Source organism: Brenneria corticis (assembly GCF_003115855.1).
Classification (GTDB): domain Bacteria; phylum Pseudomonadota; class Gammaproteobacteria; order Enterobacterales; family Enterobacteriaceae; genus Brenneria; species Brenneria corticis.
The window spans coordinates 208,179-221,784 of record NZ_KZ819075.1 but is presented as its reverse complement, the minus strand read 5'-3'; the positions used below and the strand labels follow the sequence as shown (position 1 = coordinate 221,784).

Sequence of the window (13,606 nt, the reverse complement as noted above, 5' to 3'; positions counted from 1 at the left end):
CATTCAGGCATGATTTTCTATAGCGGTTTTTGGCGACATAAAGTTGTTGATATAACAGACATTACCTCCCGTAAACCCGATTTTTCCCTTTTTACCATGAATGGCTGTAATAAACCTACCATAATCACTGCTTTGCAAGTTGCAACCTCTGTAAAAAATTGTTTGGGAAATTTAAAAAAAAAACGTCGCTTGCGACGGCCCGTAGGGATGGGGCGAATAAAAAAACGCCGCTTATTGCTAAGCGGCGTTTGCTGTCTCGTTTGGCATCTCAGGTACATCAGGGATAAAAATCGGTTAGCTGTTGGTTCCTTTACTCAGCACGCGCCGGGCTTCCCGGTAGCGCTTTTTCCAATAGCTGTCATCCAGATTGGAAATCATTACGCCGCTGCTGGTGGAGGCATGAACAAACTGGCCGTTGCCGACATAGATACCGACGTGGCGACCGGTTGAACCGGCGCGGAACAGCACCAGATCGCCGGGACGCAGCTTGGCAGGTTGCACTTTCTGACCGATTTCTTGCTGTTCAGAGGTTGAACGCGGTAAGTCCATGCCGAATTGATCGCGGAAAGTACGCTGCACGAATGCGGAACAATCGATTCCGCGTTTGCTGTCGCCGCCTAAACGGTAGCGGACGCCTTTCCAACTGGCATATTGGTTAAGCAATTTGGATTTGATATCCACATTACGCACCAATGCTTCAAATTCATCCTGAGAGGCTTGCAGTAAAAGACCGTTTTTATCATTGACTGCATGCATCTCAGTTTGCGCGTTCTGATTGTTGGATGCACTGTTACTACTACTACCACATGCGGAAAGCGTTATCGCTATCGCAACGGCAGGCAACGCCCGCCAGATATATCTCAGGATCGGTTGAGATGTGACCATTATTGTTATGTTCCCTTGAAGTCCTTAACGATAAATACCGTTATGTAATAAATGCCAAACGAAAACGAGATTCAGACTAAAGCAGAGTTTGCGGTTCACCAAACATCGAACGGTGAAAGTGTGCCTGAATGCACATTATTTCTCCTTCGCCGCTAGCTCAATATGGGGAAAAAAGCAAACTTCATCGAGACTACCGCATCGATAAACGGATTGCGAGCAGTTTTAACTATTTTATTTATAAGATCTAATGATGTAATCAGCAAAAAAATGTCGATAGCCGGCGACCGCTACGGATGGTTATTTATCGGGCGGTATTTGCCGGGCAGATAGCGATGCAGCAAATTAATTAATGCATCGCTGGCCGGGGTAAGCAACCACCAGCTTAATCCGGTCAGTACCACGGATAGCGATCCCACGGCGATATCGCTAAACCAGTGCGCCCCAATCATAACGCGGGGTAAGGAAAAAATAATCACTATCGCCAGGCTTACGGCAAAGGCGGCGCGGGTGAAATAGCGCAGCATAAATGCCGCAAAGACCATCAGCATCATGCCATGATCGCCAGGAAAACTGTCGCTGGAGGCATCTTTTGCCGGGATCGACGTCAGTTCGCCAACGCGGTTGATATTGGTAAAGGAAAGGGTCGGGCTGGCGTGCTGAACCGGCAATAAATGGCCCAGTTGATTAAGGATTAACGCGCTAAGCAACATAACCATGCCGACAATCAGCAGATGTCGGTGCTCCGGCGGCGTCGCCTGCAGATAAAATGACAGATACAGCAGACCCATCGCCAGCAGCGCACAGCCGTCAAACGCCCGGACGTTGGTTATCGCCACCCATTGCAGGAATGTCGGGCTTTCGAGCAATTGCTGATTAAAGTAGAAGAAAATCGCGCTGTCCAACCTGAACCAAAAGCCGTGGTCGGGCGGCAAATACCAGGACAAAAACAGCCCGATGCCTAACACATTGAGCAGCAAGATAAAAAAAAGGTTACGCCAAGACATACAGGAAACAACCCAGGATCCGCTAGAACTGAATCACCATTCTACCCGGCGGTAGTTAAACGAGCCTTTAACAGGCCGGCTTGCAGGTTATTCCATTGCGCCGGCCTCTCGTTAATCAGCTCGATACGGCTATCCACCGGCGCGGCCGGTCTGGTTTCGATATGCAGGTCGTAACCCTGACGATTGACGACCAGCGTACCTTCCTGGATACGCATCACCCCTTTAACCCGGCTGACGGGGGAGAGGCGAGCCCAGTCCAGCAGCGCGGCGGTATCAAAGACGGTGTCCGGCGAGAAAATCCAGCCGCAGGCGTGGTAGCCCTGACCCTGATTTAATGAACGACGCCAGGATTCGCCCCCCGGCAGCCGTAACGCGGCCAGTCCTGCGGCCGCGCTATGCGGGTGATGATGCGCGCCGTCGGGCAGCTCGCGCATATTATGGCGCGGCTGCGCCAGCAGCTGCCGCTCCACCTCTCCCTGGCTAACCAGCACCACCTGGCGGTTATCGCCGTTGCTGCTTTGCCACTGCCGCAAGGCGGAGAGATCCGCATCGAGGTAGGTTTCCTGCTTATTGGCGACGATAATGTCGGCCGCCGCCAGCTGATCGCGGAAATTTTCATTCTCGGTATAACGGGGTTGATTCAGTTGGCGGGCATCCAGCAGACATAACGTCGCCTGCAACGTCAGCCAGGGCCGGTAGCTTTCGCCCGTCAGCAGCGCGAGGATTTGCTTCGGGTGGCCGAGGCCCGTCGGTTCAATCAGCAGGCGGTGCGGTTTTTTCTGCTGTAGCAGCATGTTCAGGCCGACCTGCATCGGCAAACCGTTCACGCAGCACATGCAGCCGCCGGGGATCTCTTTCAATACCGCGCCGCTGTCGGCCAGCAAGGCGCCGTCAATCCCGACTTCGCCGAATTCATTAACCAATACGGCCCAGACTTCATCCTCGGGCTTTTGAGAAAGCAGATGGCGGATCGTCGTGGTTTTCCCGCTGCCGAGAAAGCCGGTAATGACATTCACTTGGGTTAACAAAACGGGCTCCTGAGAAAATAGCGCCGGGGATTGACCCGCTGGCCGGAGCGTTACCCCGGCGGGCGGTGCGACGGTTGCTTATTCAGCGCGTCCCATATAGCGGCGTTCTGGAATATGGATACGGATCTTCTCGCCGGCGCTCAGATATTCCGGCACCTGAATCGTCAGACCGGTGCTCATGGTCGCCGGTTTGTTGCGGGCGCTGGCCGACGCGCCTTTGATGCCCGGCGCGGTGTCGACAATCTCCATATCCACCGTTTGCGGCAGTTCAAGGGCAATGATTTCGCCGTCCCAGGTCAGCACCTGAATACCGGGCATGCCGCCTTCGGGAATAAACAGCAGCTCTTCCTCTATTTGTTCTTTTTTGAAGAGGTAAGGCGTGTAGTCCTCGTCATCCATAAAGATATACTCGTCGCCGTCAATATAGGAGAAGGTGACCGTGCGGCGGGTCAGGGAGATGGTATCGAGAATATCATCGCCTTTAAAACGTTCTTCAACCTTTAATCCGTTGCGCACGTCGGTAAAGCGCATTTTATACAGCGTGCTGGCGCCGCGGGCGCTGGGGCTCTGGATATCGATGTCCTTTACCAGCAGCAATTTGCCGTTATAGTTGACAGCCATACCGCGTTTGATTTCGTTCGCTCTTGCCATACAAATTACCTGTTATAAGGAGTGAGATTTTTGTGGCGACACGTTACCCGCGCCGCAGGATTCAGGCAAGCGGGAATTTATCGCGCGGCATGATTGACGCAGTTAATCATCCATCGCGCGCGGGCGATAAGCGTTGGTATTTGCCCGCCCGGCTGTTATGGTGACGGACGTTCCCTCATCTATAGCCAGCCCGCCGGAGCCTGCTGATGGACTGTCGCCCCGACTGCGGCGCCTGCTGCATCGCGCCTTCAATATCCAGCCCGCTGCCGGGCATGCCGAACGGCAAGCCGGCCAATACCCGCTGTATCCATCTGGATGCGCATATGCGCTGCGCAATATTCCATTCGCCGCTGCGGCCCGCGGTATGCGCCGGGTTGCAGGCGCGCGAAGACATGTGTTTCAGCCATCGCGACGAGGCGCTGATTTATCTGGTGCGGCTGGAAGCGGACACCGCGCCCGATGCCCCGGCTGCTACGCGTCCTTGATGCGCCACATGCAGTAGCACGCACTGACTATCATGATCAGCGCGATAAAGAAGACCGCATGATAACTCCAGATTTCCGCGACCACGCCGCCCAGGGAGCCGGAAATAATCCAGCCCACCCGGGTGGTATTGGTAAAAAGCGTGGTTGCCGCACCCGCCTGACCGGGCATCAGATCCTGGAAATAAAGCATGCCGATCCCGGCGAGAATGCCGATGAAAACGGCGTTCAGCAGCTGTAAAGCCAGCAGGGCGATCTCACTATCGAGCAACAATAGTCCCACGTAAAACAGCAGGCCGGCGGAGATGGCCAGACGCATCAGCAGGCGTTTGCCAAAACGGCTGGCGACGTAACCGGCGATCAGCATGGTCGGGATCTCCAGTCCGGCGGCCGTTCCCATCATAATTCCGGCCAGTTTTTCCGGCAGATTCAGCTCATGCACCAGATAGAGCGGCATATTGATGATGTAGAGACCGTTACAGGTCCACATCAGCGTACAGGCGGCGAACAGCAGCAGCGTATCCCGGCGGTTACGGCGCGGGGATTCAAGCGTCGCCGCCGTTTTCACCATCACTTTCGGCATGGACGGAAGAAACAGCCTGACCAGTATGGCGCAGAGCACGAAGACCAGCCCCGCCGTCAGATACATGGTGGTGAAGCCGAAACCCAGCGCCAGGGCAAAGGCGATAGGGGGACCGACAACCCAGGAGAGCGAGATCTGGGCGCGCATCACGGAGCTGAACATGGCGGCTTCGCGGCCGGTGCGATCGGCGTGTTCCCGCGCCAGCGCGAATAGCTGCGGATTGGCGGTGGAGCCGAAACTGCTGAGCAGCACGCCGACAAACAGCAAAATAAAGTAATTACGGTTCCAGGCGAACAGCATGCAGGCCAGGGCGCCTATCAGGCAGCAGAGAAAAATAAGCGTTTTGCGATCGCCTTGCCTGTCTGAGCGCCTTGCCAGCAGCTGGCTGACGACGATGCCGATCACCGCGCTGCCGGTATAGAACATGCCGACCAGAAATGGACGCACCTGTACTTCGTTTGACAGAAAGAGGCTGAGCGTCGGGAGTTGCAGTGCGCCGGCAATCCCAGTCAGGAAGGCAATGACCAAAAATGCCGACGAAGTCAGATCGGGCTGACGTCGAGGCGAGCTGCTGACGGATGTGTGCATAAAAGTGATAACGCTTAAGAAGGAGGTGGAAGAAAGACCGGACGCCGTCATATTACGCCGGTTTATAAAAAAACAGAAAACCTGTTGTATTATTTTTCTTCAGCAAAGGTTCAGCCTGAGGTTTTTTTTATGCTATCGACAGGGTTTGCGCCGGCTAAAATGTGCGTGATGTCAAAATTTTGTTACGCCGAATGTGGAGAATACTTGCATAAACATCGCAATGGCAACAGACTCATTGAAACGTTTCAGCGATGTTTTTTGAAACCCTGTCCTTTAACAGACACATTTTTTTCTCATAAAAGCTGAAACGATTCAAGTTTCAGCAAGAGAGGAGAGCCATGTTCCAGTTGTCACAGCAAGATATTCATATAGGCGCCACGGCCGGCAGCAAGCAGGAAGCCATACGGCTTGTTGCTTCGGCGCTGACCGACGCCGGGTGCGTCAGCGCAGGGTATGTCGAAGGCATGCTGCAGCGCGAACAACAGACGTCCACTTACCTGGGGAGCGGTATTGCGATCCCCCACGGCACCACCGATACCCGCGATCTGGTGCTGAAAACCGGGGTGCAGGTTTTCCAGTTCCCGCAGGGCGTTGCCTGGGGTGAAGACCAGACCGCTTACGTGGTGCTAGGCATCGCCGCCAGTTCCGATGAGCATCTGGCGCTGTTGCGTCAGCTTACGCACGTGCTGAGCGACGACCGCGTCGCCGCTCGTCTGGCGGACACCGACTCGGCGGAAGAACTGCGCAGCCTGCTGATGGGCGAGCAGCAACTGGCCGACTTCCGTTTCGATACCTCGTTGATTTCGCTTGATGTGGCCACGGATAATCTGCTGACGCTGCAGGCGCTGAACGCCGGACGGCTGCAACAGGTCGGCGCGGTGGATGCCGCTTTCGTCAGCAACGTGGTCAGCCATAAGCCGCTGAATCTGGGGCAGGGCGTGTGGTTCAGCGACAGCGCCGAGGGAAACCTCAGCAGCGCGGTCGCGGTTGCCCGTCCCGCGGCGCCGTTCAGCGTGGATAACGAATCGGTCGCCTTGCTGGTGACCGTCGCGGCGGCGGATGAACAGGCGCTGGCCCCGATTGATTACCTCACCAATCTGCTGACGGCGCAAAAAGCTGAACGCTTGCTGACTGCCGACGCGCCTACGCTGTTGGCTCTGCTGACCAGCGAGGTGGCGGAAGAAAGCGACGTGCTGACGGCGGAGTTCACCGTGCGTAACGAACACGGTCTGCATGCGCGCCCGGGCACCACGCTGGTTAATGTGATTAAACAGTTCAGCAGCGAAGTCACCGTCGCCAATCTGGACGGCACCGGCAAAGCGGTAAACGGCCGCAGCCTGATGAAAGTTATCGCTCTGGGGGTGAAGAAAGGCCACAGGCTGCGCTTTTCCGCCAGCGGCAGCGACGCGGAGCAGGCATTAGCCGCCATTGGCGAAGCCATTAATTCCGGTTTGGGTGAGGGGGCAGCATGAGCAGGCGAGTCGCCACCATTACCCTGAATCCGGCTTATGACCTGGTCGGCTATTGCCCGGAAATCGAGCGGGGCGAAGTGAACCTGGTTCAGACAGCGGGTCTGCATGCCGCCGGCAAAGGCATCAACGTTGCCAAGGTACTGAAAGATCTCGGGATTGACGTCACGGTGGGTGGGTTCCTGGGGAAAGACAATCAGGACGGTTTTCAGCAGTTGTTCAGCGAGCTGGGCATTGCCAACCGTTTTCAGGTTGTTCCGGGACGTACGCGTATCAATGTCAAACTGACCGAAAAAGACGGAGACGTTACCGATCTCAATTTTTCCGGTTTCGAGGTCACCCCGCAGGACTGGCAGCGCTTTGTCAATGACTCCCTGAGCTGGCTGGGGCAGTTCGATATGGTCGCCGTCAGCGGCAGTCTGCCGGCCGGCGTCGATCCGGACGCCTTTACCGACTGGATGTCCCGGCTGCGCAGCCATTGTCCGTGCATTATTTTCGACAGCAGCCGCGAGGCGCTGGTCGCCGGGTTGAAAGCCGCCCCCTGGCTGGTTAAACCCAATCGCCGGGAGCTGGAAATCTGGGCCGGGCGTAAACTGCCTACGCTGGCCGATGTAGTTGATGCTGCACACGCGCTGCGTGAGCAGGGTATCGCGCATGTGGTGATCTCACTGGGGGCGGAAGGCGCTCTGTGGGTAAATGCATCCGGTGCGTGGTTGGCAAAACCGCCTGCCTGTGACGTTGTCAGTACGGTCGGCGCGGGTGACTCCATGGTTGGAGGACTGATTTATGGCTTATTAATGCGCGAGTCCAGTGAACATACGTTGCGTCTGGCGACAGCGGTTGCTGCGCTGGCGGTCAGCCAAAGCAACGTCGGCATTACCGATCGTCCTCAGTTGGCCGCAATGATGGCGCGTGTCGATCTGAAACCCTTTAACTGACAGCAGGAGACGAATGATGAAAACGCTGCTGATTTTAGATAAATCACTGGGTCTGGCGCGAAGCCATCTGGTGAAGAACCTGCTCGGCGCTGCCGCTGAGAAAGCCGGGCTGACGTTTACCGAACAGGCCGATGAAGCGGAGTTGGCGATCGTGCTTGGCGCTTCCGCCGCCGCGGACGCCGCGCTGAATGGCAAACAGGTCTTCGTTGGCGACGTGGAACTGGCGGTCAGCCAGCCGGAGGCGTTCCTGAACCAGGCCAAGGCCGATGCCGCGCCCTATCAGGCGCCGGCGTCAGCACCCGTTCAGCCAAGCTCGGCCAAACGTATTGTGGCGGTGACCGCCTGTCCGACAGGGGTGGCGCATACGTTTATGGCCGCCGAAGCCATTGAAACCGAGGCGAAGAAACGCGGCTGGTGGGTTAAGGTTGAAACCCGCGGCTCCGTCGGCGCCGGCAATCCGATTACGCCGGAAGAAGTGGAACAGGCGGACGTGGTGATTGTCGCCGCGGATATCGAAGTCGATTTGAGCAAGTTCGCCGGTAAGAAAATGTACCGCACCTCCACCGGTCTGGCCTTGAAAAAGACCGCTCAGGAGCTGGATAAGGCGCTGGCGGAAGCGACGGTTTATCAGCCGAACGGGCAGAGCGGCGCCGAGACGACCGGCCAGGCCAAAAAAGGCGGAGCGGGTCCCTATAGCCACCTGTTGACCGGCGTGTCCTATATGCTGCCGGTGGTGGTGGCCGGCGGCCTGTGTATCGCCTTGTCGTTTGTGTTCGGCATCGAAGCCTTTAAGGAAGAAGGTACCCTGGCCGCGGCGCTGAAAATGGTGGGGGATTCGGCCTTTGCGCTGATTGTTCCCGTGCTGGCGGGTTATATTGCGTTTTCCATCGCCGATCGCCCCGGTTTGGCTCCGGGTTTGGCTGGCGGGGTGCTGGCGGTCGGTATGGGCGCGGGGTTCCTGGGCGGTATTATTGCCGGCTTCCTGGCGGGTTACGTGGCCAGGGCACTCAATAATCACATTCACCTCCCGCAGAGTATGTCGGCCCTGAAACCGATTTTGATCATCCCGCTATTGGCGACGTTGATCATGGGGTTAATCATGGTGTATGCCGTGGGAACGCCGGTCGCCAAGATCCTGACCGGTCTGACTGACTGGCTGCAATCCATGGGCACGGCGAATGCGGTGATCCTTGGCGCAATCCTCGGCGGCATGATGTGTACCGATATGGGCGGGCCGGTTAATAAAGTGGCCTATGTGTTCGGCACCACCTTGCTGAGTAGCCAGATTTATGCGCCGATGGCCGCGGTTATGGCCGGCGGGATGGTGCCGCCGCTGGCGATGGGTTTGGCGACGCTGTTGGCAGGCAAGAAATTCAACGCGACGGAACGTGAAGGGGGCAAGGCGGCGCTGGTTCTGGGGCTGTGCTTTATCTCCGAAGGCGCGATTCCTTACGCCGCCCGCGATCCGATGCGCGTATTGCCATGCTGTATCGTCGGCGGCGCGCTGACCGGGGCCTTGTCCATGGCGGTTGGCGCCAAGCTGTTGGCACCGCACGGCGGCCTGTTTGTGCTGATGATCCCTGGCGCGATTACGCCGGTGTTGGGTTATCTGTTCGCCATTATCGCCGGAACGGTGGTTGCGGGCGTGCTGTACGCGTTCCTGAAGCGCCCGGATGATCAACTGGTGAAAAAAGCCGCTTAACAGGACGAGTCGGTATACAGGGATGTAGGGAAAAGGAGCCGCCGGGTTAAACCAGCGGCTCCTTTTTTCGTTTTAGCAAGATTGCGGATCCTGCGACTTAAGCCAGGCGATTTCCTGCGCCCAGATATCCGGATTAACGGTTTCCAGAATCAGCGGGATACTGTCAAAACGCCGATCCTTCATGATGTAGCTGAAGGCGGTTTTACCGATATTTCCTTCCCCCAGGCTGTGGTGACGATCCACCCGGCTGTTGAATTCGCTTTTGGCGTCGTTCAGGTGCATGCCGCGTAAATAATCAAAACCGACGATGCGCTCGAATTCGGCAAAGGTTCGGTCGCATTCGCTGCTGGTGCGTAAATCATATCCGCCGGCAAAGGCGTGGCAGGTATCGATGCACACGCCGACGCGGCTTTTGTCTTCGACGCCGGCGATAATGGCGGCCAGATGTTCAAAGCGAAACCCCAGATTGCTTCCCTGGCCGGCGGTGTTTTCAATTACCGCGGTAACGCCCTCGGTGGCCGCCAGCGCAATATTGATCGACTCGGCGATGCGCGCCAGGCAACGGTCTTCATCAATCTGCTTCAGGTGGCTGCCGGGATGGAAATTAAGCAGGCTCAGCCCCAACTGCTGGCAGCGCGCCATCTCGTCGATAAAGGCGGCGCGCGATTTTTCCAGCGCCGCGTCTTCCGGGTGTCCGAGATTAATCAGATAGCTATCGTGCGGCAGAATCTGCGCCGGGGTGTAGCCATACTTTTCACAGGCGGATTTAAACCGCGCGATCGTCTCCGGGGTCAGCGGAGCCGCCTGCCATTGGCGCTGATTTTTGGTAAACAATGCGAAAGCGGTCGCTTCCAGCTCATGGGCTCGTATTACCGCCTGGTCTACGCCACCGGCGGCGCTGACGTGGGCGCCTATGTATTTCATAATGATTTTCCTCTTGATGACGCACGCATTATGGCACCGTCGGAGCGGTTAACCAGACGTTAAGCGGTAAATTATTTACTCCGGGCCGTTCGCCATCCCGCCAAAGACACATTTTTCCCATGGAATAGTGACGCGCTTCATATTTGTACACATGCAGCGTGGATTTTTTATTGGGACCGGTCCCATAATCTGTTTAACCAAACGTTATCCGGTCGATAAATAGCCTCCCTGAGAAATCGTTATGATGCCAATGCGGGCTATTTTACTGATTAATAAGGACTCTTATGAAAAAAGATATTGTCATCGTCACCTCGGCCTACGGGATTGATACGGTACGTCGGCTTGGCGGGCAGGCGGCGCTGTTACCCGTTATTCAGGCCGGCGGCGCCGATGGGGTAGAGATCCGCCATGAGTTGCTCTCATCCACCGATCAACTGGAACCACTGGCGGCGCAAATCGACGCGCATGGGCTGTTTGCGATCTATTCGGTGCCGCAGCCTCTGCTGACGGAAAACGGCCAACCCGATCTGGCGCGTCTCCGCGCGCATCTGAACGATGCGCGGCGCCTGCGGGCCCGCTTGTTGAAACTGCCGCTGGGAACCTGGCGCGATGATACCGATCTGTCGGCTATTCCCGCCGTACTGCGCGACTTCCCGGTCCGACTGGTGATTGAAAACGATCAAACGCCGGAGGGCGGACGCATCGCTCCGCTGGCGGCTTTCTTTGAGCGGGTGGCGGCAGGAAACCTGCCGATCGCCATGACCTTCGACATGGCCAACTGGCACTGGCTGGATGAGGACGCCCTGACCGCGGCGGCGGCGCTGGCCGAGCATGTGGCCTATGTGCACGTCAAGGCCAGCCGGGCCGATGCCGGGGGGCGCCTGGCCGCGGTCTCTCTGGATAACAGCGACGGCCGCTGGCGCGAGCTGCTGAGCCGCCTGCCGGCGGAGGCGCCGCGGGGCATCGAGTTTCCGCTGGAAGGCGACGATCTGGCGGAGGTGACCCGCTACTACGTGACTAAATTAAAAGAGGTGTGATGAACATGACGACGACAAATGCGCGCAGGGATCTGGACGTTGTAACCTTCGGCGAAGCCATGATGATGTTTGTCGCCACCCAAGCCGGCGAACTGCATCAGGTCGAGCAGTTTGTGCGCCGGGCGGCGGGGGCCGAGCTGAACGTCGCCATCGGTCTGGCGCGCCTGGGATTAAAAAGCGGCTGGGTAAGCCGCCTGGGCAATGATTCCTTTGGCCGCTTTATTCTGGCGACGCTGGAAAAAGAGCGGGTGGACTGTCAGACGGTAGCCATCGACGACGCCTACCCGACGGGGTTTCAGCTGAAATCCCGGGCCGAAAATGGAACCGATCCCATCGTGGAGTATTTCCGTAAAGGCTCGGCGGCCAGCCGCCTCTCACTGGCAGACTTCGACGAATCCTATTTTAGCGCCGCGCGCCATCTGCACCTGAGCGGCGTCGCGGCGGCGCTGTCGCCGTCGTCGTATGCGCTATCCGCGCACGCCGCCCAGTGGATGCGCTCCCGGGGGAAAACCGTCTCTTTCGATCCCAATCTGCGCCCGGTGCTGTGGCGTTCCCCGCAAGAGATGGTGGCGCAGCTGAATAAGCTGGCTTTTGCCGCCGACGTGGTGCTGCCCGGATTGAAAGAGGGGCGGATCCTCACCGGCCTGACCACGCCGCAAGACATTGCTGATTTTTACCTCACCGGCGGGGTGAAGGCGGTGGTGATTAAAACCGGCGAAGAGGGAGCCTATTACCAGACGGCGGAAGGTGAAAAAGGCGTCGTCCCGGCGCTGCGGGTGAATAACGTGGTGGATACGGTGGGCGCCGGCGATGGCTTTGCCGTCGGGGTCGTCAGCGCCTTACTGGAGGGGATGACGATAAGCCAGGCGGTGGCGCGCGGTAATTTTATCGGCGCCCGCGCCATTCAGGTTATCGGCGACAGCGAAGGTTTACCGACCCGCGCGGCGTTAAACGCCGAAATGTCCCAGGCCGCGGACGTTGTACCGGCATCCGCATAATCATCAGAGAACTACAAGAGGAATGCATATGACCAGCAAGCTCCCGGCGCCGTCCAGATGGTGGCGCATTATGCCGATTATATTTATCACCTACAGCCTGGCCTACCTCGACCGCGCCAACTACAGCTTTGCCGCGGCGGCGGGGATTAATGAAGATCTGGGCATCACCAGGGGAATGTCCTCCCTGCTCGGTTCCCTGTTCTTTCTGGGGTACTTTTTCTTTCAGATCCCCGGGGCGATTTATGCGGAAAAACGCAGCGTCAGAAAGCTGATTTTCTGGTGCGTGCTGCTGTGGGGCGGCTGCGCCACCCTGACCGGCATGGTCAGCAACATCCCGATGCTCATCGTTATCCGTTTTACCCTGGGGGTGGTCGAGGCGGCTGTGATGCCGGCCATGCTGATATATATCAGCAACTGGTTTACCAAAAAAGAGCGTTCACGGGCCAATACCTTTTTGATCCTCGGCAATCCGGTCACGGTGCTGTGGATGTCGGTGGTTTCCGGCTATCTGATCCAGGCGCTGGGCTGGCGCGAAATGTTCATTATCGAAGGCCTGCCCGCCGTGCTCTGGGCGCTGTTCTGGTGGAAAACGGTGCGCGACAAGCCGCAGCAGGTGAGCTGGCTAACGCAGCAGGAGAAAGATGACCTGAGCGAGATCCTGGCGGAGGAGCAGAAAAATATTAAGCCGGTGCGTAACTATATGGAGGCGTTCAAGTCGAAAAACGTCGTCCTGCTTTGCGCGCAATATTTCTGCTGGAGCATCGGCGTATACGGCTTTGTCCTCTGGCTGCCTTCCATTATTCGCGACGCCTCCAATATGGGGATGGTGGCGACGGGATGGCTGACCTCCGTGCCTTATCTGGCCGCCACCATCGCCATGATCCTGGTGTCGTGGATGTCCGATAGGATGCAAAACCGCAAACTGTTCGTTTGGCCGATGCTGCTGCTGGGCGCGGTGTGTTTCCTGGGCTCCTTCCTGCTGGGCGCCGATCATTTCTGGCTCTCCTATACCCTGCTGGTGATCGCCGGCGCTTCCATGTACGCCCCTTACGGACCTTTCTTCGCCATCATTCCGGAAATGCTGCCGAAAAACGTGTCAGGCGGCGCGATGGCGCTGATCAACAGCATGGGCGCGCTGGGCTCCTTTATCGGCGCCTGGTTTGTGGGGCACCTGAACGCCGCCACCGGCAATCCGGGCGCCTCTTACATTTTCATGGGCGCCGCGCTGTTTGCCTCGGTGCTGTTGACCATCATCGTCAAACCCAACGCCGACAAAACCGTTCATCCGCAACCCGAAGCGGCCTAAAAGGAAAGTGT

At 57.4% G+C, this 13,606-nt stretch carries 13 protein-coding genes; 7 read left to right on the top strand and 6 right to left on the bottom strand.

Features of this window, described 5'->3' with window-relative positions; all coding sequences use genetic code 11:
- Nucleotides 1-294 precede the first annotated feature (294 nt).
- The 4 genes from mepS to yeiP all read right to left on the bottom strand — a co-directional run bounded on the left by mepS (nucleotide 295) and on the right by yeiP (nucleotide 3,568).
- The gene (mepS, locus tag DDT56_RS07650) at nucleotides 295-885 is read right to left on the bottom strand and encodes a bifunctional murein DD-endopeptidase/murein LD-carboxypeptidase (RefSeq protein ID WP_136165863.1); all 591 of its coding nucleotides are present in this window, start codon (nucleotides 883-885) and stop codon (nucleotides 295-297) included.
- A 287-nt stretch (nucleotides 886-1,172) separates the two neighbouring features.
- Nucleotides 1,173-1,889: a phosphatase PAP2 family protein gene (locus DDT56_RS07645; protein ID WP_136165862.1), complete on the bottom strand. Its 717-nt coding sequence runs from the start codon at nucleotides 1,887-1,889 to the stop codon at nucleotides 1,173-1,175.
- Nucleotides 1,890-1,930: 41 nt separating this feature from the next.
- The gene (locus tag DDT56_RS07640; RefSeq protein ID WP_136165861.1) at nucleotides 1,931-2,917 is read right to left on the bottom strand and encodes a CobW family GTP-binding protein; all 987 of its coding nucleotides are present in this window, start codon (nucleotides 2,915-2,917) and stop codon (nucleotides 1,931-1,933) included.
- A 78-nt stretch (nucleotides 2,918-2,995) separates the two neighbouring features.
- On the bottom strand, nucleotides 2,996-3,568 hold the full coding sequence (gene yeiP / locus DDT56_RS07635; protein WP_136165860.1) for an elongation factor P-like protein YeiP: 573 nt from the start codon (nucleotides 3,566-3,568) through the stop codon (nucleotides 2,996-2,998).
- 206 nt (nucleotides 3,569-3,774) lie between these two features.
- Between yeiP and DDT56_RS07630 the strand changes: the two genes are divergently transcribed.
- Nucleotides 3,775-4,053 carry a YkgJ family cysteine cluster protein gene (locus DDT56_RS07630; RefSeq protein WP_136165859.1) on the top strand — a complete coding sequence of 93 codons (279 nt, stop codon included), beginning with the start codon at nucleotides 3,775-3,777 and terminating at the stop codon, nucleotides 4,051-4,053.
- Here DDT56_RS07630 and DDT56_RS07625 read toward each other — a convergent pair.
- Nucleotides 4,040-5,221 (bottom strand): sugar efflux transporter, encoded by a 1,182-nt coding sequence (locus DDT56_RS07625; RefSeq protein WP_136165858.1) that lies wholly within the window; start codon nucleotides 5,219-5,221, stop codon nucleotides 4,040-4,042. The two genes, DDT56_RS07630 and DDT56_RS07625, sit on opposite strands and share 14 nt — an antisense overlap.
- Nucleotides 5,222-5,559: 338 nt before the next feature.
- On the opposite strand from DDT56_RS07625, the gene fruB reads away from it, so the two are divergent.
- From fruB to fruA, 3 genes are read left to right on the top strand one after another with little or no spacing between them, the layout of a single operon-like run.
- A complete protein-coding gene (fruB, locus tag DDT56_RS07620; protein WP_136165857.1) occupies nucleotides 5,560-6,693 on the top strand; it encodes a fused PTS fructose transporter subunit IIA/HPr protein in 1,134 nt (377 codons plus the stop codon).
- The gene (gene fruK / locus DDT56_RS07615) at nucleotides 6,690-7,628 is read left to right on the top strand and encodes a 1-phosphofructokinase (RefSeq protein WP_009113287.1); all 939 of its coding nucleotides are present in this window, start codon (nucleotides 6,690-6,692) and stop codon (nucleotides 7,626-7,628) included. Before fruB ends, fruK begins: the two co-directional genes overlap by 4 nt.
- 16 nt (nucleotides 7,629-7,644) lie before the next feature.
- Complete coding sequence (gene fruA / locus DDT56_RS07610) at nucleotides 7,645-9,330, top strand: PTS fructose transporter subunit IIBC (protein ID WP_136165947.1); 1,686 nt, start codon at nucleotides 7,645-7,647, stop codon at nucleotides 9,328-9,330.
- 72 nt (nucleotides 9,331-9,402) lie between these two features.
- On the opposite strand, the gene nfo is transcribed toward fruA, so the two are convergent.
- Nucleotides 9,403-10,254 carry a deoxyribonuclease IV gene (gene nfo, locus DDT56_RS07605; RefSeq protein ID WP_136165856.1) on the bottom strand — a complete coding sequence of 284 codons (852 nt, stop codon included), beginning with the start codon at nucleotides 10,252-10,254 and terminating at the stop codon, nucleotides 9,403-9,405.
- 284 nt (nucleotides 10,255-10,538) lie between these two features.
- Between nfo and DDT56_RS07600 the strand changes: the two genes are divergently transcribed.
- Genes DDT56_RS07600 through DDT56_RS07590 form a run of 3 tightly spaced genes read left to right on the top strand, consistent with a single transcriptional unit; the run spans nucleotide 10,539 to nucleotide 13,595 of the window.
- Nucleotides 10,539-11,291 (top strand): TIM barrel protein, encoded by a 753-nt coding sequence (locus DDT56_RS07600; protein ID WP_136165855.1) that lies wholly within the window; start codon nucleotides 10,539-10,541, stop codon nucleotides 11,289-11,291.
- Complete coding sequence (locus DDT56_RS07595; protein ID WP_417903690.1) at nucleotides 11,291-12,289, top strand: sugar kinase; 999 nt, start codon at nucleotides 11,291-11,293, stop codon at nucleotides 12,287-12,289. Before DDT56_RS07600 ends, DDT56_RS07595 begins: the two co-directional genes overlap by 1 nt.
- A 28-nt stretch (nucleotides 12,290-12,317) precedes the next feature.
- The gene (locus DDT56_RS07590; RefSeq protein WP_136165853.1) at nucleotides 12,318-13,595 is read left to right on the top strand and encodes an MFS transporter; all 1,278 of its coding nucleotides are present in this window, start codon (nucleotides 12,318-12,320) and stop codon (nucleotides 13,593-13,595) included.
- Nucleotides 13,596-13,606 lie beyond the last annotated feature (11 nt).